The sequence below is a fragment of the Sphingomonas sp. genome, from assembly GCF_003248515.1.
Lineage (GTDB): Bacteria > Pseudomonadota > Alphaproteobacteria > Sphingomonadales > Sphingomonadaceae > Sphingomonas_I.
Genome location: NZ_QFOB01000007.1, coordinates 161,841 through 186,393, shown reverse-complemented (window position 1 = coordinate 186,393; position 24,553 = coordinate 161,841). Strand labels below are relative to the sequence as shown.

16 protein-coding genes are annotated in these 24,553 nt (G+C 64.1%); 12 read left to right on the top strand and 4 right to left on the bottom strand.

Features of this window, described 5'->3' with window-relative positions:
• Positions 1-94: 94 nt before the first annotated feature.
• A complete protein-coding gene (locus tag DI605_RS13800; protein ID WP_293974885.1) occupies positions 95-1,822 on the bottom strand; it encodes a TonB-dependent receptor plug domain-containing protein in 1,728 nt (575 codons plus the stop codon).
• A 200-nt stretch (positions 1,823-2,022) separates the two neighbouring features.
• Between DI605_RS13800 and DI605_RS13795 the strand changes: the two genes are divergently transcribed.
• The 5 genes from DI605_RS13795 to DI605_RS13775 all read left to right on the top strand — a co-directional run bounded on the left by DI605_RS13795 (position 2,023) and on the right by DI605_RS13775 (position 12,696).
• On the top strand, positions 2,023-4,452 hold the full coding sequence (locus tag DI605_RS13795; protein ID WP_293974883.1) for a glycoside hydrolase family 95 protein: 2,430 nt from the start codon (positions 2,023-2,025) through the stop codon (positions 4,450-4,452).
• A 48-nt stretch (positions 4,453-4,500) separates the two neighbouring features.
• A complete protein-coding gene (locus DI605_RS13790) occupies positions 4,501-6,846 on the top strand; it encodes a glycoside hydrolase family 95-like protein (RefSeq protein ID WP_293974880.1) in 2,346 nt (781 codons plus the stop codon).
• 80 nt (positions 6,847-6,926) lie between these two features.
• The gene (locus DI605_RS13785) at positions 6,927-7,982 is read left to right on the top strand and encodes an alginate lyase family protein (RefSeq protein ID WP_293974877.1); all 1,056 of its coding nucleotides are present in this window, start codon (positions 6,927-6,929) and stop codon (positions 7,980-7,982) included.
• Between the two features lie 513 nt (positions 7,983-8,495).
• Positions 8,496-11,342: a TonB-dependent receptor gene (locus DI605_RS13780; RefSeq protein ID WP_293974874.1), complete on the top strand. Its 2,847-nt coding sequence runs from the start codon at positions 8,496-8,498 to the stop codon at positions 11,340-11,342.
• 49 nt (positions 11,343-11,391) lie between these two features.
• Positions 11,392-12,696 (top strand): L-fuconate dehydratase, encoded by a 1,305-nt coding sequence (locus DI605_RS13775; RefSeq protein WP_293974871.1) that lies wholly within the window; start codon positions 11,392-11,394, stop codon positions 12,694-12,696.
• Positions 12,697-12,892: 196 nt separating this feature from the next.
• Here DI605_RS13775 and DI605_RS13770 read toward each other — a convergent pair whose 3' ends face one another.
• Both DI605_RS13770 and DI605_RS13765 read right to left on the bottom strand, forming a co-directional pair.
• Entirely contained in the window at positions 12,893-14,713 is a 1,821-nt protein-coding gene (locus DI605_RS13770; protein WP_293974868.1) for a hypothetical protein, read from the bottom strand.
• Positions 14,710-15,897: a GDSL-type esterase/lipase family protein gene (locus DI605_RS13765; RefSeq protein WP_293974865.1), complete on the bottom strand. Its 1,188-nt coding sequence runs from the start codon at positions 15,895-15,897 to the stop codon at positions 14,710-14,712. The genes DI605_RS13770 and DI605_RS13765 overlap by 4 nt, the downstream gene beginning before the upstream one ends.
• 140 nt (positions 15,898-16,037) lie before the next feature.
• Between DI605_RS13765 and DI605_RS13760 the strand changes: the two genes are divergently transcribed.
• The 7 genes from DI605_RS13760 to DI605_RS13730 all read left to right on the top strand — a co-directional run bounded on the left by DI605_RS13760 (position 16,038) and on the right by DI605_RS13730 (position 23,694).
• The gene (locus DI605_RS13760) at positions 16,038-17,870 is read left to right on the top strand and encodes an alpha-L-fucosidase (protein WP_293974926.1); all 1,833 of its coding nucleotides are present in this window, start codon (positions 16,038-16,040) and stop codon (positions 17,868-17,870) included.
• Positions 17,871-17,950: 80 nt separating this feature from the next.
• Positions 17,951-19,243: an L-fucose:H+ symporter permease gene (gene fucP, locus DI605_RS13755; RefSeq protein ID WP_293974862.1), complete on the top strand. Its 1,293-nt coding sequence runs from the start codon at positions 17,951-17,953 to the stop codon at positions 19,241-19,243.
• Positions 19,240-19,575: an L-rhamnose mutarotase gene (locus DI605_RS13750; RefSeq protein WP_293974859.1), complete on the top strand. Its 336-nt coding sequence runs from the start codon at positions 19,240-19,242 to the stop codon at positions 19,573-19,575. Before fucP ends, DI605_RS13750 begins: the two co-directional genes overlap by 4 nt.
• Positions 19,572-20,600, top strand: a complete 1,029-nt coding sequence (locus tag DI605_RS13745) for an aldo/keto reductase (protein ID WP_293974856.1) — start codon at positions 19,572-19,574, stop codon at positions 20,598-20,600. Before DI605_RS13750 ends, DI605_RS13745 begins: the two co-directional genes overlap by 4 nt.
• Positions 20,597-21,466, top strand: a complete 870-nt coding sequence (locus tag DI605_RS13740) for an amidohydrolase (protein ID WP_293974853.1) — start codon at positions 20,597-20,599, stop codon at positions 21,464-21,466. The genes DI605_RS13745 and DI605_RS13740 overlap by 4 nt, the downstream gene beginning before the upstream one ends.
• Positions 21,463-22,194, top strand: coding sequence for an SDR family oxidoreductase (locus DI605_RS13735; RefSeq protein ID WP_293974850.1), 732 nt, complete (start codon positions 21,463-21,465; stop codon positions 22,192-22,194). The genes DI605_RS13740 and DI605_RS13735 overlap by 4 nt, the downstream gene beginning before the upstream one ends.
• Before the next feature lie 21 nt (positions 22,195-22,215).
• The gene (locus tag DI605_RS13730; RefSeq protein WP_293974847.1) at positions 22,216-23,694 is read left to right on the top strand and encodes an arylsulfatase; all 1,479 of its coding nucleotides are present in this window, start codon (positions 22,216-22,218) and stop codon (positions 23,692-23,694) included.
• On the opposite strand, the gene DI605_RS13725 is transcribed toward DI605_RS13730, so the two are convergent.
• The gene (locus DI605_RS13725; RefSeq protein ID WP_293974844.1) at positions 23,695-24,486 is read right to left on the bottom strand and encodes a helix-turn-helix domain-containing protein; all 792 of its coding nucleotides are present in this window, start codon (positions 24,484-24,486) and stop codon (positions 23,695-23,697) included. It lies immediately after the preceding gene.
• Positions 24,487-24,553: the final 67 nt, after the last annotated feature.

The following is a 24,553-nucleotide window of genomic DNA, read 5'->3' as shown; positions in this document are numbered from 1 at the left end:
CCGATGCTGCCAGGCGGGTTGTGCAACACCGCCCCGAGGGGCACCATACCAACCCCGGACTCCAGTTATGACTGGTAGAGCTTTGGGGAGCACGTCAGTCGAAAAAGCCGCTGAAGTCGGGGTTTGTCGCCAGGTAACTGTTGTTGATGGCGGAGGGGTTTATCCCGATGCCGCTGACCTTCGACCCGGCGGTGCTGTACTTGTTCTTCTCGTAGCGCACTCCCACCCGGAGCGACGAGAGAAAGCTGCCGTACAGCTTCCGCTCGGCATCCTGTTGAAGCGCCATCAGCCTGGTGCTGGCTTGCGCCTGCGTGCCAGTAATGCGGAACGTGGTGCGCCCTGGGGTGCCTGCCGGCGAGTCGTAATAATTGCTTGCTGAAGTCAGGGTCGCTCCGGGAAGTGAGGCCCATGCAATCTTGGGGTCGAGTGTGCCGACCGTAAAGTCGTTCAACAGAAGCCTGTAATTATCCCAGTTTCCGGCGCCTGTAATAAGGCTCCCTGTGATGCCGTTGCTGACACCCGCCTGAGGAGTTTTCGAAAGAGAGACGTACATTTCACGGGTGCTGCTGAATGACTTGGAATAAGTGCCCGTCGTTTTCAGCTTCCATGTTTCATCATCAAAATCGATCGTGCCGTTCAGACCCCACGCACGCTGGACCACCGGAAGAATTCGACTGTCGGTAATGTTGTTGACATTGGAAAAGTCGAAATTCTCAACAAAATAGGTGCCACCCGCGCCTTCGCGGACCGGGCTCGTCGGCGTTATGACAGCGCCGGTTCCTGAAAAATTGAGGGTCTGGAATGTCTGTTTCGTATCGCCCTGGTTCCTGTTGGTATAAAGGCCCACAACGCCGGCCCGCCACTTGTCACCAAGTTTCCATTCCATTCCACCGGATGCGGAATATTGGTCCCCCTTGGTAAGGCGCATATACTGCCGCGTCTGATTGACATATTGAACGCCGGTAAGAGCTTTCGTGCCTCTTCCTCCTGTGGCCGCTTGGCAGCCGGCGACACCGGCGTTAACGGTCGCGCAGGTTCCAGCCGGAGCGTAATAATCCAGATACTGCGCGAAGTTGGCATTCCCCACCAGGGCGGATGTCAGCGTGCCATAGGCGTTGAAGAACACGGAATCCCGGCGGAAATTTTCACGCTTGTATGCGAAGGTGCCAAATACGGCGAAGTTATCCGTGATATGTCTGTTCGCTCCGACCGAGAAGTTGGGCTCCTTAAGGTCTCCCAGTTCATTGTAGTCGATCGCGGCCTTGATCTTGAAACCGTCCTTGCGCGACAGGGCAGGCGCGATCTGGAGATCGATGTTGCCGCTAAGGCCGCCCGCGATCGAATGGGCGAGCTGCGATTTCTCGACACGGACGCCGCTGAAGACGTCGGACAGATATGCCCCGAAAGGCGTCGCGCCCTGCAGGATCGGCTCGGCGAAGGAAACGCCGTTCAGCGTGGTGCGCGCATATTCGCCCGGCAGGCCGCGAAGGCTGACGGATGCTTCGCGGCCTTCGCCATCGCGATTGATCTGGATGCCGGGGATGCGCTGCATCGCCTCGCCGATGTTAAGATCCGGAATGCGGCCGAGATCGTCAGACGAGATACCGTCCGTGATCTCGATCGAATTGCGCTTGGCGGCAACTTCGCTCGCCTCGGCCGCCCGGAAGCCGGTGACGACAATGTCTGCCACCTGGGCATCGTCCATGTCTGTGGATGCCGCGCTGACCGATGGGTTTCCGGTGCTTTGCTGTGCATCTGCTTCGGCCGAGCAAAGGCTGAACAGACTGACGGACGCCATAAGCGCGAGGTTGCGCCAATACATCTACCTCTCCCTGTTTTTTATCGACCATTTCATATTGCGCCAATGAAATTTACATGTCAAATGTATTTGCATATATGAATGGCTGGCTGCTGGAGGCGGTCGCCTCCGTTGCGAGAGGACGACGGCATGATCGATATTCACCCGAACGGGTGCTCGCGCGGCGCGCGGGATCCTGCGCCCCACCGCGATAGAGGGGCGTGATGCTGCGGGCGTTCCGGGGCCTGAATCGTCGCGAACTGATCTCCCGGGCGACCGCATTGTGCGCACTGCCTTGGGCGCCGGGCGTGCGAGGCGCATTGCGGGGCGCCGCGCCGGAGGAACTGTTTTATCGCCAGCCGGCGTCAAACTGGAATGAAGCGCTGCCGATCGGCAATGGCCGGCTGGGCGCGATGATTTTCGGGGGCGTGGCGCAGGAGCGCCTGCAGCTGAATGAGGACACGCTTTGGGCGGGTTCGCCTTACACGCCGGATAATCCCGCTGCGCTCGGGGAACTATCCCGGGTGCGCGCGCTGATCGACAAAGGCGATTTTGCTGCTGCGGATCATCTCATCGAAGAACGGATGATGGCGAGGCCGGTTCGCCAGATGCCCTATGGCAGCCTGGCGGATCAGTACCTGACCTTCGCCGATCCGGCGGCTCCGCAGGCATATCGCCGGACCCTCGACATCGCCGATGCGGTTGCAACGGTGGAATATGGGACGCCGCGCGGGCGGATAAGCCGGGAATATTTCTGTTCGGCGGTCGATGGCGTGCTGGTGGTGCGTCTAAGGGCTGGGGGTGGCGAGCGCCTGGCCTTCGATGTCCGCTATCGAGAGCCGCGCAGTGTCGACTACCCCAAGGTCAGCACGACGGAGCCTGTCCCCGGATCGTCGGGTAGCGGGCCGATCGACTGGCTGAAGCAGGATTGGGATGGCGCGCAGGAAGGGCTCCGCTCCACCGTCACCGGCGAAGGGTCGGACGGGTTGCTTGTGGAGGGTCGGAACGAGGAAGCCTATGGCATTCCCGCCGGCCTGCGCTTCGCGATGCTCGTGAGGGCGATCGGTGACGGCACGATCGCCTGGAGGGGCGGGCGCCTCTGCGTGGAGGATGCCCGTGATGTGACGTTGCTGATCGCCGGCGCCACGAGCTTCATCACCTATGCGGATGTCGGTGGTGATCCGGTCGCGAAGGTGCGCGATCAGGTGCGAAGGGCCACCGGGCGGCTGGCTGCGCTGAAGGCCGATCATGTGCGCGATTATCGCGCGCTGTACGAAGGCACTTCGCTCGACCTCGGCGGTCCAGCGACGGGCGACATCCCGACGGACCGGCGGTTGGCGGAGGCTGGTGAAAACGAGGATCCGGCACTCGCGGCGCTCTACTTTCAGTTCGCCCGTTATCTGCTGATCTCTTGCTCGCGCTCCGGCACCCAGCCGGCCAATCTGCAGGGCATCTGGAATGAAGGCGTCAATCCGCCCTGGGGCAGCAAATATACGATCAACATCAATACCCAGATGAACTATTGGCCGGCCGACGCCGCCGGCCTCGCATCCTGCTTCGAGCCGCTCACCAGGATGGTCGAGGATCTGTCGGTGACAGGCGCCAGAACGGCGCGCACGATGTATGGCGCGCGCGGCTGGGTCACGCATCACAACACGGATCTGTGGCGCGCGGCGGCGCCGGTCGATCATCCGAAGGCGGGAATCTGGCCCACGGGGGGCGCATGGTTGTGCAACACCCTGTGGGATCATTACGATTATCACCGCGGCGAAAGCTATCTTCGCCGCATCTATCCGCTGCTGCGCGGCGCGAGCCTGTTCTTCCTCGATACGCTGGTGGAAGATCCGCTTGGCCGGGGCCTCGTCACCTCGCCATCCCTCTCGCCCGAGAACCGCCATGTCGCGGATATCAGCGTATGCGCTGGCCCCGCGATGGACCGGCAGATATTGCGGGATCTCTTCCGCAACACGATCACCGCAGGCAGGTACCTCAAGCAGGATGCGGAGTTGCTCGGTCACATCGAAGACGCGAGGAGACGCCTCCCGGCCGATCGGATCGGCGCGCAGGGGCAGCTCCAGGAATGGCTGGACGATTGGGATGCCCGGGCGCCGGATCCCCATCATCGCCATGTCTCGCATCTCTATGCGGTCTATCCCAGCGACCAGATCAACGTGCGCGACACGCCTTCGCTGATCGAGGCGGCCAAAATCAGCCTTGATCGGCGCGGCGATCTTTCGACGGGCTGGGCCACGGCCTGGCGCATCTGCCTCTGGGCGCGGATGGGAGATGGCGAGCGCGCGCACGGCATAGTGACGAAGCTCATCAGCCCGCAACGCACATATCCCAACATGTTCGATGCGCATCCCCCGTTTCAGATCGACGGCAATTTCGGGGGCGCGGCGGGCATCCTGGAAATGCTGCTCCAGTCATGGGGTGGAGAATTGCGCCTCCTGCCGGCGCTGCCTGCAGCTTGGCCGAACGGACGGCTGAAGGGCGTGCGGGCACGGGGCGGAATCACAGTCGATCTCGAATGGGCCAACGGCCGGCTTCGTGCGCTCCGCCTCGAAGGGCGGCCGCGCGCGCCAGTCCGCCTGATCCACGCCGATACCACGCGCGATGTGCGGCTGGACGGGCAGGGCATCTACATCATGTGAGGCTGGCGTTGTGCAATGCGAAGTGAGCAGGAACGACAGGAGTATGGGGTGAGGAAGACGATCGCAGGCCGGCGGAGGATGCTGAAATTCCTCGCGTCATCCGTCGGCGTATCTTTTCTTCCGGGCGTGGCTATTGCTGCCGCCCGCCCGTCCGCCTCCCGATCGATCGACTGGGCCACGTTCCTCGGCCGGCACGACATGATTTGGGATCAACTTCCCAGGGCATGGGATGAGGCGCCGTTCCTGGGCAATGGTCTGCTCGGCGCGCTGCTGTTCTACAGTGAGGACGAGGGCGGCTGGCGGCTCGAAGTTTCGCGGACCGACGTTCAGGATCACCGCACCCCGATCCGTCAGACCGGCGTCGGTCGCGGCCGCCTGCCGATCGGCCATTTCCTGCTTCGCACACGCGGCAAGGCCCGCGCGACGGCGCTCCGGCTGGTGTTGCACGATGCGCTGCTGACCGGCCGGATCGTCACCGACACGGGGCAGATCGATCTGCGTGTCTATGTCCATGCCGAGGACTTGGCGATCGTCGTCGAGACGAAGGCGCGTGGCGGGGAAAGCGGCATCGTCTGGGAATGGGTGGGCGAAGATGCGGTCAGCCCGCGTATCACCTGGGCGATCACAATGCACGATCCGCGCGCGATGGATGCCGGCTACCAGCCAAACCCGGCCGGAGAGAGGGGCAGGGACGGGGCGGAGGAAATGTGGCTGCAGCCGCTGCTGGCCGGTGGCGGCACCGCCACCGCCTGGCGCCAGTCGGGCGACCGCCTGATCGCCAGCGTCGCCCATCAATGGCCGGGCGATCTGCCGCGTGCGCAGGCGCTGGCGTCGGTCCGCAGCGCGGCGGACGATCCATCGCTCGAGCGCCGGCATCGCGAATGGTGGCACGGTTACTACCCGGCGAGCTTCCTCAGCATCCCTGACGGCCGGATCGAAAGCTTCTACTGGATCCAGATGTACAAGCTGGCCTGCGCGACCCGTGCGGACCGGCCTTATATCGACAATCAGGGGCCGTGGTTGCAGGTATCGACCTGGCCGTACGCGACGTGGAATCTCAACGTCCAGCTCAACTATTGGGCGCCCCTTGCCTCCAACCGGGCGCATCTCGCTTATTCGCTGGTCAGCGCGATCCACGATCATCAGCAGAATCTGATCGACAACGTCGATCCGGCCTATCGCGCTGATTCTGCGGGCATCGGCCGATCATCGGGCCGGGATCTGGACGCGTCCGTCCCCGCGCTCCGGCCTGATGGAAAGACGGGCGCGGGCCGGCGTGAGTCGGATTGGCCGACAGAATTCGGCAATCTCACGTGGGCGATGCACGATGTCTGGCTGATCTGGCGCCATACGATGGATGAAGCCGTATTGCGCGAAACGCTGTTCCCGGTGCTGCGGCGCGCGATCAATCATTACCGCCATTTCCTCATGGCTGGATCGGACGGCAAACTTCACCTTCCGCCCACCTATTCGCCGGAATATGGCGCAGCGCGAGACCTCAACTACGATCTGGCGCTGCTTCGCTGGGGCTGCGGGTCGCTGATCGATGCCGCAGGGCGGCTGAAGATCGATGATCCGCTGCTGCCGGACTGGCGGCGCATCCTGCGCGATCTGGTAGATTTTCCGCGGGGCGAGACCGGCTTCCTGATCGGCGCCGGGCTTCCGCTCGAAAAGTCGCACCGCCATTATTCACACCTGTTGATGGTGTATCCGCTCTATCTCGTGAACCGCGATCAGCCCGGTGGGGAGGCTGTGATCCGCCGCTCGCTCGATCACTGGCAATCCATGAAGGAATCGCTGCGCGGCTATTCCTCGACGGGGGCGGCATCGATGCACGCGGCACTCGGCGACGGGGACGAGGCGCTCACCAAGCTCAGGGAATTGTTCAGCGACTACATGCGGTCCAACACGCTGTACAAGGAAGGCGGGCCCGTCATCGAAACGCCGTTGTCGGGCGCGCAATCGCTGCACGACATGATGCTGCAGAGCTGGGGCGGCACGATCCGGGTGTTTCCCGCCGTGCCGGGCGCCTGGGCGGATTGCGTGTTCGCGGATTTCAGCGCGGAAGGTGGCTTCCTGGTCAGTGCGCAGAGAAAAGGCGGGCGCACCCGCTGGATCGAGGTGACGAGCAGGGCGGGAGAGCCCTTCGCGCTGAAGACCGGCATCATAGAGCCGGTGGCGACCGTGGATGGGATGCCGCGCGCCCTGTCCACGGATGGCGGTGGCCGGATCACCTGCGCGCTCGAACGCGGCGAAACGATCGTAATCGAGCCGAAAGGTGCAAGGCGGCCCCACAGGATCGGGCCGGTGCCCGTCGATGTGGTCAACAGTTTCGGTCTCAACGCGCGGAGCCTGGCGATGCCCGCCCGTGATCTGCGTCTCTATAAGGGATGATGAGCCGGTTCCCCAATTCCGGCTAATTTCGCAACAAGATGGCCGTCGCCAGGTGGGCGGTTTCGGGAGAGAGAATGAACATGAAACGCTCTTGGCTGTCCTGTTTGGTCACCGGTTTTCTCTGCGCATTGCCGGCGCACGCGCAGAGCTATGCGATGCTCGGGCCGGGCTTCGGCGATGCCGCCGCCGGCGATAGCCCGGCGGCACAGGCGATCATCGCGCGTGCGCGCGATGCGCTGACGCGTCCGCCCGCGCCGATCCCGGTTGTTCACACCGAAGGCACGCTGCCCGGAAAGGGCATCCGGGAGGAAAGTAGTGTTGCGCGCAGGGATATCCCTATCACGCAGGATCTGGCGATGGCCTGGCGGTTCACCGGCGATCGGCGCTATCTTGATCAGGCGGCGCGGTATCTCGATGCGTGGATCACCACCTATCGCATCTCGCTCAATCCGATCGACGAGACGTGGTTTGATAGGCTGCTGTTCGCGACTGATCTGGTCGAGAAGGATCTGCCGTCCGCGTTGCAGGCGCGCCTGAATGATTTCTGGCGCCGCATGGCCATCGGCTATCTCGATGCGATGAGCGGCAAGCGCCCCAAGCCGCACACCAACTGGCAGAGCCATCGCGTGAAGCTGGCGACGATGGCTGCATTCCAGGGGGGGGATCCAGTGTTGATCTCACGGGCGCGTGAGGCGTTCCGGGCCCAGGTTTCCGCGAATATCCGCCCGGACGGATCGACCTTCGATTTTCACGAACGCGATGCCCTGCACTACGTCACCTACGATCTCGATCCGCTCCTGATGGCGGCTATCACCGCGAAGGTGCATGGCGAGAACTGGTATGCGTGGAAAAGCCCGTCCGGATCCAGCCTCAAGCAGGCGGTCACCTGGCTTGAGCCCTATGCGCGTGGGGACAAGGTCCATATCGAGTTCGTCCGCTCGAAGATCGCCTTTGATCGCGAACGCGCGGCGGCCGGGCAGACCGAATATAAGCCGCATCCTTGGAGCCCCGCCAATGCGGTGCCAACCTTCGCTCTTGCGGCCTTCTGCGATCCAGCCCTGAAGGGCTTCTCGGAAGCGCTGGCAACCCGAACCGGGGGGCAGCCCGCCGAGTGGATCTCCCTGTTCTCGTCATGACCCATCTGGAGGGATCGAGGATCATGAGCGTTCGTGGGTCGATGCCTGCCTTCGAGCGCATGGGGCCGCGCATGTCAGCCGGATTCCGCCCCGGATGGAGGCGGTGCGGCTGATCCTCGGCGTCACGAACAGTCTTCTTTCTCCCCCCTCCTGCAACACCTGCAACCAGGCAGGCGGAGACGATCACGCTGCCGGGAGATGGCTCTTCCGAACTAGCGCGATTTCGGAGCAGATCGGTTCACCTGTTGGCTCGGGCACCGCGGGAACGCAACGGTCCGGAGCGGCCGATCCAATACATTCGGATCGCTTGCTCCAGGCCTCGGCGTGGCTGCCGGCTGCCATCGGTCTTTCCACCCCGTTGTCGCCCAGCCCGTATCCGGAGGGCGACGCGGTTGCGCCACATTTCGCGCGGCGGCGGTCTGTCCCGCCCCGGAAAGTGGTCCACGGCAGGCTTGACCAATTTTCAAATACAAATATAAGTTGCACTAACAAAAATAGATTGGAGGAAGAGGCTTGTCGAAAGGAGTGTTCGGGCGGACGGCGGTTTCCCTGGGTGCCGTGGTGGCGGTGCTCATGGCGAGCGGGGCCGATGCGCAGGCCGTGGGAGCGGCGTCGCAGGCGCCTGGCGAAGGTTCGACCAATCCGGCGGCGGGAGCTCCAGCCGCGCAGAACGCACCCATGCCGCCCTCCGGCCCAGCCGGGCCGCCCGCGAACGACGTGGAAGACATCGTCGTCTCCGGCTTTCGCCAGAGCCTGGAACTCGCTTCGACCATCAAGCGCGACTCACCCGTCGTGAGCGATGTGATCTCGGCCGAGGATATCGGTAAATTTCCCGATCAGAACCTCGCTGACTCGCTGCAGCGCATCACCGGTGTGCAGATCACCCGAACGGCGGGCGAGGGCACTCGTGCGAGTGTTCGCGGCCTCAGCCCGGATTTCACGCAGACGCTCTACAATGGCCGCGTGCTGACCTCCCCGAGCGGTGGGCGCAGCTTCGAGTTCACGAACCTCGCATCGGATTTCGTCAGTTCGGTCGAGGTCCTCAAGTCGCCGTCGGCGGATCAGGTGAGCGGTGGCCTTGCCGCCACGGTGGACGTGCACACGGCGCGCCCGCTCGATGTCGGGAAGAACCGGCTGGCGATCACTGCCGAGGCGCTTTACGAGCAGAAATCGGAAAAAGCGAAACCCCATGTCGCTGCCTATGTGAATCACGTTTTCAGTGACGAATTCGCGATCAATGTCGGGCTCAACCTGCAGGAGCGGCGATATCGTTCCGATACGTTCCGTGGTTTTGGTTTCGAGAATGGTGTTGAAGCTTCGCGAAGCCCGCGCCTGGATTATAATCGTGACGGAGACTTCGGCGATGCGTTTCGCTTCAATCATGAAGCGGGCACCCGCGTCATACTGGGCGATATCCGGCGCTTCACCGCTGTCGGCGGCTTCCAGGCCCGCCCGACGCCCGGCCTCGAATTCTATGGCGACATGTTTTACGCCAACAACCGGACGAGGCTCGATCAGCCGATCAACACGCTGCGCTTCACCAGCATCGTCTGCCCGACGGCGCAGCAAGGTGTAGCGCCGAACGGCTGCATCCGGGGCAGCGGCTTCGATGACGAGGGGCGCCTCAATTTCCTCGATGCGGACGGTGTCGACTATCGCAACGTCAATAATCTTACGACTACGCGCAACCGCATCACGTCCGCTGCGGGGGGCTTCAAGGCCACTGTCGGTCGCGTCAAGTTGAATGGCGAGGCGTCCTTCTCGCACGCCCGCCAACTGGTCGACAATTTCTCGCTCACCGCACTCGGCCGGGCCAGTGCATTCTACGATTTCAGCGAAGATCCCGGCAATTTCCCCCAAATCGGCTTTTCGCGCGGCTATAATCCGCTCGATCCCGCCAATTTTCGCGGTCTTGGCCTCGCTGGCGACTATCAGCGTCCGACCGTCGACCACAACTGGGATGCGAAACTGGATGCCGTCTGGGATGCCGGCGACGGTTTCGTTCGCTCGGTGCGGGTAGGCGGGCGTTACTCGAACCGCCGGCAGACGTTCGGGACCAGCCAGATTGCGGTGAATGCAACCCAGCTTGCCGGCCTCCTCGGTCTGCCGCTTACTCCGGGGCCGGATGGGCTGAGCTTTGACGCGTCGCCATTCATGACGCTCTATTCGTTCGACAAGTTCCTGAATAACTATAACGGCCCGGTCACCTATCCGAGCACCTTCCTTTCGTCTGACGTAAGCAAGGTCTTCGAACGGGTATCGCTGGATCAGATCCTGAATGACGTGCCGCCGAGGCGGAATCTCGCCAACGAATATTCCGTTCGGGAAAAGGAGACCGCCGCCTACATCCGCGCGGATTTCGCCACGAGCGATGATCGTCTCGCCGGGAATATCGGTGTGCGCTACGTGCACACGGATCAGACGTCGAGCGGCTATGCTCCGGATCTCACCCAGATCGTCTTTTCGCTTGGCGGCGCGGTGACGGTGATCCCGCAGGTGACGCCCACCTCGATCAAGCGCAGCTACGACAACTGGCTGCCGAGCGCCAACGCCCGCTTCAAGATCACCGAACAACTGCTCGTCCGGGCGGCGGCGGCACGGGTGATGTCGCGACCGACCCTCAGCACGCTGTCACCGTCTACGACGGTCAATGCCAATACGCGCTTCATCACGATCAACAATCCGAACGTGGATCCCTATCTGGCCGATCAGTTTGATCTGTCCCTTGAATATTATTTCGGCCACGGCGGGCTGTTGAGCGCGGCCGTATTCTACAAGGATGTCAAAAACTTCATCGTTTCGACGATGCGGACGGATACGCTGAACGTCACGGTGAGGGAGACGGGGCGGACGGCGCCACTGGATTTTTCCATCAATCAGCCGAACAACGGTTCGGGATCGAAGCTGAAAGGCGTCGAGGTCGGCGCGCAGGTGCCGTTGACCTTCCTGCCGGGGCTGCTGGACGGCTTCGGCATCGTCGCCAACTTCACCTATCTGGATGCCGGCGCGGCCGCGACCGTTGAAGGCGGGCCGCCGCTGCCACTGCCTGGCGTATCCAAATATAGCTACAATCTCGTCGGCTATTACGAAAAAGGGCCGTTCAGCGCGCGGCTTGCTTACAATTATCGCAGTCGCTTCGTGAATTCGGCGACGTCGAATTTCGGTGATGGCAGCTATGGCCAATCCTACGGCCAGCTCGATTTCTCGACGAGTTTCGACATCACCCCCCAAGTCGGCATCACGATCGAGGGTCTCAACCTGACTGACAGCGCAGTCAGGACGACCAACGCTTATGGCTATGGCCGGGGCTACGAGAATGTCGGTCGCCGTTTCACGGCGGGCGTGCGCGCGAAATTCTGATGGCCGCCCGCGCCCGATCCACCAATTGCAACAGAAGGACTGCGGCCGCATGACGCGCGTGGTGAATATGAGGGTGTTCGACGTCCGGTTTCCGACCAGCGAGAAACTGGACGGATCCGACGCGATGAATCCCGATCCGGATTATTCCGCGGCCTATGTCGCCCTGGAAACCGACAATCCGGTGCTGACCGGCTATGGGCTGACCTTTACGATCGGCCGGGGCAACGAACTGTGCGTCGCCGCGATCGAGGCCATGCGCCACCTCGTCGTCGGTACGGATATGGCGGAGATGCAGGCCAATCCGGCCGCGCTCTGGCGGCGGCTGACGGGCGACAGTCAATTGCGTTGGGTGGGGCCGGACAAAGGGGTGATGCATCTCGCGACCGGGGCGGTCGTGAATGCGTTCTGGGATCTGTGGGCGCGGATGATGGGCAAGCCCGTCTGGCAACTCGTGGCGGACATGTCCCCGGCCGAACTCGTCCGCGCGATCGACTTTCGCTACATCACCGATTGCATCACGCCGGAGGAGGCGCTGGCGCTGCTGGAGGCGCGCGCCATCGGCAAGGCCGATCGCATCGCGACCCTGCGGGCGGAAGGCTATCCGTGCTACACGACTTCGGCCGGGTGGCTCGGTTATGATGATGCGAAGCTGCGCAGGCTCGCGCAGGAAGCAATCGACGAGGGCTTCCGGTTCATCAAGCTGAAGGTCGGCGCCAATCTGGAGGACGATAAGCGGCGGGTGGCGATCGCGCGCGAGGTGATCGGGCCGGAGCGCACGCTAATGATAGATGCCAACCAAGTGTGGGAGGTGAATCAGGCGATCGAGTGGGTCAACGCGCTGGCCTTTGCGGAGCCCTGGTTCATCGAGGAGCCGACCAGCCCGGATGATGTGCTCGGCCACGCGAAAATCCGTGCCGGCGTCGCTCCGGTCAAGATCGCGACCGGCGAGATGTGCCAGAACCGGATCCTCTTCAAGCAGTTCATCATGAGCGGCGCGATCGATGTGGTGCAGATCGATGCGTGCCGGCTGGGTGGCGTCAACGAGGTGTTGGCGGTGCTGCTGATGGCGGCGAAATATGAGCTGCCCGTCTGTCCCCATGCCGGCGGCGTCGGCCTGTGCGAATATGTGCAGCACCTCTCGATGATCGACTATCTCTGTTTCTCGGGCACCACCGAAGGGCGGGTGACCGAATATGTCGATCATCTGCACGAGCATTTCGAGGATCCCTGTGTGGTGCAGGGCGCGGCCTATATGCCGCCGGTCCGTCCGGGATTCTCGATCGAAATGAAGCCGTCGAGCCTCGCGCGATACACGTTCGCGCCGTCGGGCCCGGCTCGCACGCAGGCAGCGTAAGGGACCTTTCCTTCCCCCCCTTCACGCGCCACTATGGGCCGCGCCGCCGGATGACGGTTGCGCGGCCCTTTTTTCGATCGGGTTCCGCCGTGGCGAGGCCGCGGCGATCACAGCGCCTCGATGCAGGCGCGCTCACCCATCGGCTGGAAACGTCCGGCAAGGCATCGATCCGGAGAGGCCGGATCGATACTATCGCCTATCGATAGGTCACAACCCAGCGCAGCGTCAGCGGCTTGCCGTCCGCCAGAGGGCGGGTGCAGCGAACGCTTGTTTCGAGCGGACCGGCCGGCGTGTGATAGGCCGGGTCGTCGCGGACGTTCGCGCCCGCGCAGGAGCCATAGCCGCTGGTTTCGATCCGCTGGATCGTGCCGCCTGACGAGAAGCTCTGGCCTTTGCCGGAAAGTCTGTCGAACGATCCGAACTCGATCGCGACAGTCTTCAGTGTCGTGCCGGCGGCCGGCGTCACCTCGTCCGTGCGCTCGATCCGGCCCGGTGACAGGATGAAGCGGGTGCGGATCGTGATGCGCGTGTCGGCGCGGGGATTGGGGCCGGATACGTCATCCAGCGCGTCCTGATGGAAGGTCAACGTCGTCGTTGTGCCTTTGGTGCTGATCTGCACACCGCGAAAATAGGCGAGGGGCATCAGCGGCGTGCCGTCCGCCAGCTCGATCCGGGGGACGAGGTTGGGCCAGGTCTGGTCGGGCGCGCCGGCGAAGAGGCCGTGCAAGAAGGGGGCGGGATAATAAGCGTTGCGGCGATGGTAGCTTTCCGCGCCGTTGACGAGCGGCAGGCCGATCACGTGCGCGCCATCCCGGATCGCGATGGCGACGCGATCATAGTCGCCGCGTGCGAACCATGTCGTCGTGACGCGCGGCTGTTTCGCCAGCCAGGCCGTATAGCGTGCATCGCCAGCGTCGCGGCCGTAGCCCAGGCTGGTCCAGATCGCGTCGGTGTAGAGAAGCTGGCGGGTCAGGCTCAGGTTCTCGCCGAGGATGCGGTGATCGCCGCGATAGGCATCGGTCGCGCGCCCATCGTACCACATGTTCACGGTCTGGCGCTTCGGATCGTACCAGAAATCCATGTAGCGCGCCGCGACGCGAGAGGAAAAGGCGTAGGCCGCTTCCTCATCGTCCTTGGCGAGGAGGCCGAGCTTGGCGGCGGCACTCAGCACTTCGACGAAGGCCGTCTCTCCATAGGGGCCGAGGCTGCGGCCATATTCGAATCCCTCGCCACGCAGGTTCAGCCGCGCCAGCAGCATCGTCGCGGAAGCCTTCAGCCAGGTACGCACCTCTTCCGGCGGGGTGAGGCCCGTCTCGATGAAGCGCTGCGCGATCTCGCCGCTGAGCAGCACGCTGTAGCGATCGAAGCGGCCCTCACCCTCGGTTTCGTCGGCAAAGCCATATTTGTCCGAATAGCGATGATAATGGTCGAGCGTTCGCGCCATCAGCGCCTGCGACCCACGCTCGTCCTCCCAGCCGAGGAGGAAGCGGATGCGGGCGCAGCTGAAGGCGACGCCGTAATAATTGTTGGGCAGGTTGATCAGCGTAAGGTCGTCCTGCCGCACGAACGTCCGCCAATCGAGGCGGGCTCGCAATTTCGCGAGCGTTTCCGGGGCGATGGCGCGTTCCAGAAGGCCGGCCTGCTTCAGCTTGTAGATGGCGAGCAGGTAATAATAGATGCCCCATTCTTTATTGGTGTCGTTGACCGTGTCGGCCATCAATGCGCGATAGGCGGCCAGGCGGCGCTCAAAATCGGGCCCGGTGCGCGGGCCTTCCAGCAAGGGATAGACCAGCCCGATCGCGAGCTTGCCGGGCAGGAATTTGTCATCCGGGTTGAACGCTGTCTTGCCGTTGATGCGCAGCGCGCGCCCCTGAGCGGCCACCTCCGTCGATAGCGCATCGAGCAGGGGCACGATGCGTGTTTCGATGGTATGATGCATCGGCGGCACCGTTTGATAGAGCGGCCCGCGCACATCGGGCATGGCGCCTGCGGCGAGCAGGGCGGCGATGGCGATCATCGGGCCTCTCCGCTGAAAAGAGCAGGCGGGATCGCTGTAGTCATCGCTTCGTATCCGGCGTCGTTCGGGTGCAGCCAGTCGCCTTTCTGCATCGTCTCGCGCATGCGCTGCGGGTCGGCGGGATCGGCGACCGCGCGATTGAAATCGATCACCGCATCGAAGACGCCGCCGCTGCGGATCGCGGCATTGATCTGATCGACGGCGGCGAGGCCGTAGGCGCCTTGCCGGGCGGTGCCCTTGTAGGGGAGAACGGTGCCGCCGATCACGCGAATGCCATGGGCATGGGCGCGGGCGACGATCTGGCGATAGCCGGCGATCATCAAGGCCGCGCCGGCGGCGGGGTCGTCGGCCTTCTCCTCGACGGCGCGGACATCGTTGATCCCGCCCAGCACGATCAGGTCGGTGACGCCGGGGACCGCGAGCACGTCATGATCGAAGCGGGCGATCATGCTCGGGCTGCCTCCGCTCGTCAGCACGCGATTGCCGCTGATCCCGGCGTTGGCCACGATCGAGGGGCAACTCTGTCCGGCGAGCGCCCGGCCGAGCCGGCTCGGCCAGTCGTTTCCGGGCGTCGAGCCCGCGCCCTCGGTGATCGAATCCCCCAGGGTGACGATCACGCGGCGGCACTGCTGCGGGGGCGCCTCGGTCTCGATCGCCGAAACGATCGCGGCGCCGCGCGCCGGTTTGGTCGCACTGGTCGGCGTCGTCGTGCCGTCCGCGACGCGAACCAGGAAGCGATGCGCCACCGGTTCGGTCTCGCCGGGATAATGGACGATGATCGCGATGTCGCTAAACGCGGGGGCGGGGAAGGCGAGCATATCGGTGTAGGCGACGGCTCCCGGCTCGATCGTAGTGCCCGGTTCGCCGCCGAAGGTGGCAGGGCTCGCCGGGCCCAGTGCACCGTCGGCGGCGATGCGGCGGATCTCGATCCTGTCGAGCGTCACCGGTGCCGTGCCATATTCGTTGGTCAACCGCAGGCGGATGCGCGTCGTCGCCGTCTGGCCGCGAACATCCTGACGCACGGACTGGTTGTCGTAGCGAAGCAGTTCGCCGGCACGTGGCTTCGCCGGGGCGAATGTCGTCGAGGCGATCCAGGCCGGCACGGTCGTCGTCGGCGCTGCAGCCAGCGCGGATGATGCCCCCATCAGCGCCAGCATTCCCAGCTTCAAATATCCTGTCGCCATCATCTCCGCCCTCTTTGTTCTTGACGACACGGTAGAATTTCACCAGACAAAGTCAATATCACATATGAAAGATGCGGATTGCTGCTGCAGGGATTCGCCAATGACGGGAGAGTAGCATGCGGCGATGGATGAGTGCGTTGGTGGTCACGGTTGCAGCCTCGGCGATGGCCACGGCGACGGAAGCCCAGACTGCGCCGCCGAAGGGCGCGTTGGGCGTGGGCCCCGCCGTCGCCGAGGGGGTCCTCAACCCGGTCAAGCCCTATACCGCGGCGCGGCAGCTCGATCCCGTCACCGCCAAGGCGATGGAGCGCTTCAATCAAGATCGCTTCGCCCTGTTCGTCCATTGGGGCGTTTATGCAGAAGCGGCGGGCGTGATCCGCGGCAAGCGCTGGTACGGCGCGTCCGAATGGCTGATGCACAACAGCCGGACGCCGACCGCCGAATATCTCGAGCTCGCCGGGCGCTTCAATCCGGTCGATTTCGATGCGCGTCGCTGGGTGCGGATGGTGAAGGATGCCGGCATCCGTTACATCGTCATTACTGCGAAGCATCATGATGGCTTCGCGATGTTCAAGTCCAAGGTCTCCAAGCGGAATATCGTCGATGGTACGCCTTTCCATCGCGATCCGCTGAAAGAGCTGGCGGAGGCCGCCAAGGCGGAAGGCATCGGCCTTGGCTTCTATTATTCCCAGTTCCAAGACTGGACCGAGCCGAACGGTGCCGGAAACGATTGGGAATACGATCCGAAGAAGGCGGATTTCCGCGAATATTTTGATCGAAAGGTAGTGCCCCAGGTCACCGAATTGCTGACCAATTACGGCCCGGTGCGGGAGATCTGGTTCGACACGCCGGGCACGATGCCGCGCGAATATTCGGAACGGTTGCGCGCGCTGGTCAAGAAGCTGCAGCCCGAATGCCTGCTCAACAGCCGCATCGGCAACGGCCTTGGCGACTATGCCTCGCCCGGCGATTCCGAAGTGACGCCGGCGCGGAGGGCGCAGGGCAATTCGGAGGTGATCTTCACCCACAATCGCAGTTGGGGATATTCGTCGATCGACAATGACTACAAGTCGACGGACACGTTGATCACCCTGCTGGTCAGTTCGGCCAGCCGCGGCAGCAACTTCATGATCAATACCGGCCCCGACGGGAAGGGACATATTCCCGCCGATGCCGAGAAGAAGCTGCTCGGTGTCGGTGCCTGGCTGAAGGTGAATGGCGAAAGCGTCTATGGCACGACCCGCTCGCCCCTGCCGCAAATGCCGTGGGGCGTCGCCACGCAGCGCGCCAACAAGCTGTACCTCCATGTCCTTGCGTGGCCGCGTGATGGCATCCTCCGCATACCGGGCTTCGTCGGTGACGTGACACGGGCTTCGATGCTTGACGGGGGGGAGACGCTGACGATCGCGAAGGACGCCGGACTTGCCATCACGCTGCCGATCAAGCGGCCGGACACGGTCGACGCTGTGGTCGTGGTGGAAACGCAGGCGCCGTTGGCCGATGCCCATATGGGGCCGATCGGACTATCCACTGCTTACGGCCGCCAGATCCTGGAAGTCGCCGATGCCGACATCGTCGGGCAGGGCCCCCAGCTGCAGCTCGTCCGGACCCAGCTCTACATGGGAGATCTGCGCAAATATTATACGGTTACCGGTCTCGATGATCCGGCCAAGGCGATCACTTGGAAAGTGCAGGTCGATGCGGCTGGCGACTATCACGTGGACTTGGAATATTCAGCGACGGCGGAGCAGGCCGGCAAGGAAGGCTGGGTCATATCCGGCGATCAGAAGCTGCCTTTCGGGGTGGTGCGAAGCGGCGTGATCGAGCGGCGGGCGCCGGCATTCCTGCCGATCCAGCCGGTCGGCATCCTCCATTTTCCGGCGGCGGGAATCTACACGATCGCCGTATCGCCCCAGAAAGCCGGGAGCGAATTGTTCAAGCCGCGCACGCTGTACGTGACGCCGGCCAACTAGGCGGTCAGATTGGTTCCAGCCGGCCAGAATCGGCGGAAAAGAAGCGAGCCACGCACGATGGCGAGGAGAGAGAGGCGGGAATGGCAACGATGATCCGCAATCCTGAGGCCGGCGCCCCGCCGATTGTCGAGCGGCGTTATCTGCTTGCGTTCGGGCTCGTCACGACCCTGTTCTTTTCATGGGCGCTGGCGGCCGCGCTGAATGATGTGCTGATCCGCCAGTTCCAGAAGGCGCTGGCACTCACCCGCACGGAATCGAGCCTGATCCAGTTGGCCTTCTACGTGGGCTATTTCTGCGCGGCGCTGCCGGCCGGCCTATTGATCCGGCAGCTGGGATACAAAGCGGTGATGCTGCTGGGGCTGCTGCTCTACGCGGCGGGCGCGTTCCTGTTCTATCCGGCGGCCGAGGTGCAGCGCTTCGGCCTGTTCCTGGCGGCGCTCTACGTGATTGCGTTCGGCCTCGCCTTCCTGGAGACGGCGGCGAACCCGTATGTCTCGATCCTGGGGGCACCGGAAACCGCTTCGGCACGGCTCAATCTCGCTCAGGGCTTCTACGGGGTGGGGGCGATTCTGGGGCCGATCATCGGGGGAGCGTTCATCTTCTCGGGGGTCGAGCATGGCGACGCCACAAGGGCCGCCATGTCGCCGGCCGATCTGGCCGCATGGCGGGCGAGTGAGGCTGCCGCCGTGCAGGGCCCTTATCTGGTGATAGGATGCGCTGTCTGCCTGCTGCTCGTCGCGATCGCGATGACGCGTTTTCCCAAGATCGAACGGCCACTGGCGGAGCGTGCAGAACGGCGCTCCTTCCTCCATGTTCTCCGCCATCGCCGTCTGGTGTGGGCCGTCGTGGCGCTGTTCTTCTATGTCGGCGCGCAGGTCGGCGTGTGGAGCTTCTTCATCGATTTCGCGAAGGCGCAGGCGCCGGCCCTGCCCGAACGGACGGTGGCGTTCCTGCTCTCGGGCAGTCTCGGCATGCTGATGATCGGCCGCTTTCTTGGCGCTGTGATTTTGCAGCGTATCGAGCCGACGTGCTTGCTCGCTGCCTATGCGGTGGCGAACGTGGCCCTCTGTCTTGTCGCAGCGATCATTCCGGGCGTCGCGGCGGTCGGGGCCCTCTGGCTGACCAGCTTTTTCATGTCGATCATGTTCCCGACGATCTTCGCGCTCGGGCTGGCCGGACTGGGGGAGGAAACCGAAAGCGGTGCTTCCTTCCTGATCATGGCGATCATCGGGGGCGCGCTGATCCCGCCAGCCATGGGCCTGATGTCGGATATGCTGGGCGATGTGCACCGCATGATGATCATCCCGGCCGTCTGCTTCGGGGTGGTGCTCGCCTTTGCGATGTTTCTCTCGAAAGAGGAGCACAGGGCATGACGCGGCGGGTTTTCGCGCTGGATCTCAAGGATGAGGCGGCTCTGATAGCCGCCTATGAAGCCCGGCATGCTCCTGGCGCGGTCTGGCCGGATGTGGTGCGGGATATCCGCGATCGAGGCTTCCTGGATATGCAGATATGGCGGGTAGCCGACCGGCTGGTGATGGTCGCGGAGGTCGCGGACGATTTTCCCCGTGCCGGAGATCCGGGGTTGGCCGATACGGTGGCGCGCTGGGAAAAGGAGATGGACGCCTTTCAGCAGCCGATACGGCCTGACAGCGAAAAATGGCTGGAAATGTCGCAGATCTTTGCGCTCGGGGAGCAGTCGCAATGATCCCGGTCCGTGAGGTTTCGGGGACGGGCCTGTCGCTCCCCGAACTTGGCTTCGGCGCGGCGACGCTCGGCAATCTCTATCGGCCGGTCAGCGATGCCGAGGCGGGGCAGGCGTTGGCGGCCGGGTACGCGGCGGGAATGACCTATATCGATACCGCGCCCCATTACGGCCATGGGCTGAGCGAACGTCGCGTGGGTGATTTCGTGCGGGGGCACGGAGACGCGATCGTTTCCACCAAGGTCGGCCGCCTGCTGCGCCCGCGTCGTGATCTGGAGGGCCGCGCCGAGGAGCGGCAGGGCTTCGTCTCGCCGATGCCGTTCGAGCGCGAATTCGATTATAGCCGCGACGGCATTCTGCGCTCGTGGGAGGATAGCCTCCAGCGACTGGGCCTCGCGCATGTCGACATCCTCTACATCCACGATATCGGCCGGGTGACGCATGGTGCCGATCATGATCGGCTGTTCGCGCAGTTGACGCGGGGCGGCGGTTTCAGGGCGCTGGAGGAACTGAGGGACGGTGGCGCCATCAAGGCGTTCGGGCTGGGCGTCAACGAGTGGCAGGTCTGCCTGGATGCGATGGATCATGCGCATCTGGATCTCGTGCTGCTGGCGGGCCGCTACACCCTGCTGGAGCAGACGGCGCTCGAAAGCTTCCTCCCGCGCTGCCTTGCCGAGGATACGTCGATCGTGATCGGCGGCGCCTATAATTCGGGCATTCTCGCCACGGGCACGCGGCGCCCTGGCCCGCTTCATTATGATTATGGAGCCCCCCCTCCGGATGTGCTCGCGCGGGTGAGCGCGATCGAGGATGTGTGCGAGATTTTCGGGATACCGCTCGCCGCGGCGGCGCTCCAGTTTCCGCTCGCCCATCCGGCGGTGGCCAGCGTGATCCTCGGCCTGGGCAGTTCCGCCCGCGTCGATCAGACGATGGACTTGTATCGGCGCGCGATCCCCGTCGAATTCTGGGGGATGCTGCGCGAACGCGGCTTGCTGCGGGCGGGTGCGCCGGTGCCGGGGGCGGGATGATCGTGCGCGTCGATGCCCATCAGCATCTCTGGACGCTGGCGCGCGGGGATTATGGCTGGCTTACCCCCGATCTGGGGCCGATCCACCGCGATTTTCTGCCGCAGGATCTGCGGCCCGAGATGGAAGCGGCGGGAATATCCTGCGGCATCCTCGTCCAGGCGGCACCGACCGAGGCGGAGACCGAGTATCTGCTCGGCATCGCGGCCGCGCACGATTGGGTCGCCGGCGTGGTGGGGTGGATAGATCTTTCGGCGCCCGGTGCGCCCGATCGGATTGCGGCGCTCGCACGGCGGCGCAAGCTCGTGGGGTTGAGGCCCATGTTGCACGATCTCCCTGATCCGGGCTGGATTCTGCGCGCGGATGTCCAGCCCGCGCTGCGGGCGATGGCGACCTATGATTTCGTGCTCGATGCGGTGATCCTGCCGCACCAGATCGGGGCCATCGCCGCGACCTCCGATGCGCATCCTGGTCTCACCATCGTCATCGATCATGCCGCCAAGCCGGCGATTGCGGCCGGTGATCTCGCTGAATGGGCAGGGGCGATCCGTGGCGTCGCGACACGTCGCAACGTGCATGTGAAGCTCTCGGGCCTGCTGACCGAAGCGCCGGCCGGGGCCGATGCGGCGGCGCTGTATCCGGTGTTCGCCACGCTGGTCGAGGCGTTCACGCCGGCGCGTATGCTTTGGGGCAGCGACTGGCCGGTGCTGACGCTTGCCGCGGATTATGCGCAGTGGGCTGCGATCACCGACGAACTGCTCGCCGGCCTCGTCGAGCATGATCGCCGCGCCATTCTCGGCGGCAATGCGGCCCGTCTCTACGGCCTGAGCATAGCCGCCAACTCACTCTCAGGAAGGATCGAAACATGAGTGGAAGACTGGCGGGCAAGACGGCGCTGATCACGGCCGCGGGGCAGGGGATCGGCCGTGCGACCGCGCTGCTCTATGCGCGCGAAGGGGCGACCGTCTGGGCAACCGATGTGCGGGAAGATGCTCTCGCCGGGCTGGATGGCTGCCGCACGGCCCGGCTCGACGTGCGCAACGATGCGATGGTGGCGGACGTGATCGGGGCCGCCGGGCCGCTCGATGTGCTGTTCAACTGCGCGGGCGTCGTATCGTCGGGTACCATATTGGAAACGAGCGCGGACGAACTGGCCTTCGCCACTGATCTCAATGTCACAGCCATGTACCGGACGATCAGCGCCGCGCTGCCGGGGATGCTGGCCAGGGGGGACGGCTCGATCGTCAACATGTCGTCGGTGGCAAGCTCGATCAAGGGCGTGCCGAACCGCTTCGCATATTGCGTGACGAAGGCGGCTGTGATCGGCCTCACCAAAGCGGTCGCGGCGGATTTCGTCGCCCGGGGCATACGCTGCAACGCGATCTGTCCGGGAACCGTCGATACGCCATCGCTCCATGATCGGCTGCGCGAGACGGGGGATTATGACGGGGCGTGGGCGGCATTCGTCGCCCGTCAGCCGATGGGCCGCGTCGGCAAGCCCGAGGAGATCGCGGCACTCGCTCTGTATCTCGCGTCGGGCGAATCCGGCTTCACGACCGGCCAGGCGCACTGCGTCGACGGCGGTTGGGTGATGTGAGCGCGACGGAAGGAGACCATCATGCCTGAAGTAGGACGCCGCGCTTTCGTGACGGCCGCGCTGGCCGGCGGGATTACCGCGATGGTCAGCACCCGGGCGCTGGGCGCCAGGAAAGGGGCCAAGCGCCCCAACATCATCTTCATCCTCGCCGATGATATGGGATGGGGCGATATCGGGGCATACAACCCGGATAGCGCGGTGCCGACGCCGAACCTCGATCGGCTGGCGCAGGGCGGGATGCGCTTCACCGATATGCATTCGTCGTCGGCCGTCTGCACGCCCAGCCGCTATTCGATCCTCACGGGGCGCTATGCGTGGCGCTCCCGCCTGAAACATGGGGTGCTGAATGGCTATGATCCGTCGTTGATCGAGGATCGGCGGCTCACCGTCGCGGGCATGTTGCGCAAGGCCGGATATTACACGGCGGGCGTCGGCAAATGGCATCTCGGGCTCGGCCATAGCGAAAAGACCGATTATTCCAAGCCGCTCAACCCCGCGCCGACGGATCATGGCTTCGATTATTACTTCGGCATCCCGGCCTCGCTGGATATGCCGCCTTATCTCTATTTCGAGAATGATCGCGCTGTCGCCCAGCCGACCGATGAAACGCCGGGCGCCAAGCAGAAGGAAAGGGGCGTCTTCTGGCGGGCGGGGCCGATGATGCCGGGCTTCGATTTCGCGCAGGTCGTGCCCACGCTGACCAGAAAGGCAACCGACATCATCGCGGCGCGGGCGCGCAAGCCCGATCAGCCCTTCTTTCTCTATTTCCCGTTGCCTTCGCCGCACACGCCCTGGGTTCCGACGGAAGCCTACAAGGGAAAATCGCGCGCAGGCACCTATGGCGACTATGCGTATGAAACGGATGCGATGGTCGGTCAGGTGATCACCGCGCTGGAGGATCATGGCCTCGCCGACGATACGATCGTCGTCTTCACCAGCGATAACGGCGCCGACTGGAATGAGGAGGATATCGCGCGCTATCCCCACCGCGCGAACGCCCGGTGGCGCGGGCGCAAGGCGGACGTGTGGGAGGCGGGGCACCGGATCCCCTTCCTCGTCAAATGGCCGGGGCATATCCAGCCGGGGTCGACCAGCGCGGAGATCGCCTCGCTCACCGATTTCATGGCGACGGTCGCGAGCATCCTCGATCTCCCCCTGCCTGATGATGCGGCTGAGGACAGCTTTGATCTTTCGGGCGTGATGGCGGGGACGAACACCAAACCGGTCCGCACGACGATCGTCGAGCATTCGCTCGATGGCACGTTCGTGATCCGCGAGGGCAACTGGAAGCTGGAGATGGCGCTCGGCTCGGGCGGCTTCACGCTGCCCCGAAAGCTGGAGCCCACGCCGGACGGCCCCAAGGGGCAGCTTTACGATCTCGGCAGCGATCCGGGCGAAACCAATAACCTGTGGGACAGGAAGCCGGAGATCGTCGAGCGGTTGAGCGCGCTGCTGAGGCAGTATCAGGAGTCCGGGAGAACCCGGCCTGCCGCGGGCTGATCAGATCCGGAAATCTCCCAGCGCCAGTTCCGAAGAGATGTCGGCGGCGGCTCTGCGTATGATTCCCAGAGCGCCGTCGGCGTCGATCGCCATCGACAGTTTCTGGACGAAGGGCATGGTCAGGGCCGCCGCGGCCACGTCCCCGCGCACGACGGGGGCGGAAAGATCGACGATGCCGGAGACCACGTCGCTCGGATGCTGATCATAGCCCTGGCGCGCCACCTTGTCGGCGCGGCGGCGAAAGCGGGCGAGATCGGCCTCGGTAATCCCCCCGAAATCCTTCTCCCACCGCTCGCGGACGGCGGATGGCTGGAAGGCATAGAGCACCGCGCCGGAGCCGGACGTGGGGATGGGGCGCCGATAGCCGAGCCGCACCGAAAAGCCGATCAGGCCGGCGGCCTCCATTCGCGCCGCGATGACAATCTCGCCGCCGGCCCGGAGCGCGAGGTGGCAGCTCTGCTCGGCCTCGTCGGCGACTCGGCGCATGATCGGCAGCGCAACCTCGAGCAGGCTCTTGATCGGCGCCTGCTCCATGCCGAGCGAGAACAATTTGGTCGTGGGGACATAGCCGGTCCCGTTCGGCGCCAGCTCGATGAAACCGCGATATTCCAGCACCTGGATCATGCGGAAAAGTTCGCCGGTGGAGCGGCCGAGATGCTGGGTGATCATCCCGAGCGTCATCGGGTGGCCGGAACGGGTGATCGCCTCGAGCACGTCGAGCCCCTTCTCCAGCGCGGGCGCCCGGTAGCGGGGTTCCTCTCTCTCGTCTTCAGTCTTGGGCGCGCGTGCCAAATCGATGCTCCTTATCCCGCGTATGGATAGCGCGGGCGACAGGGGGAACAAGGGTATGCGTGCCGCG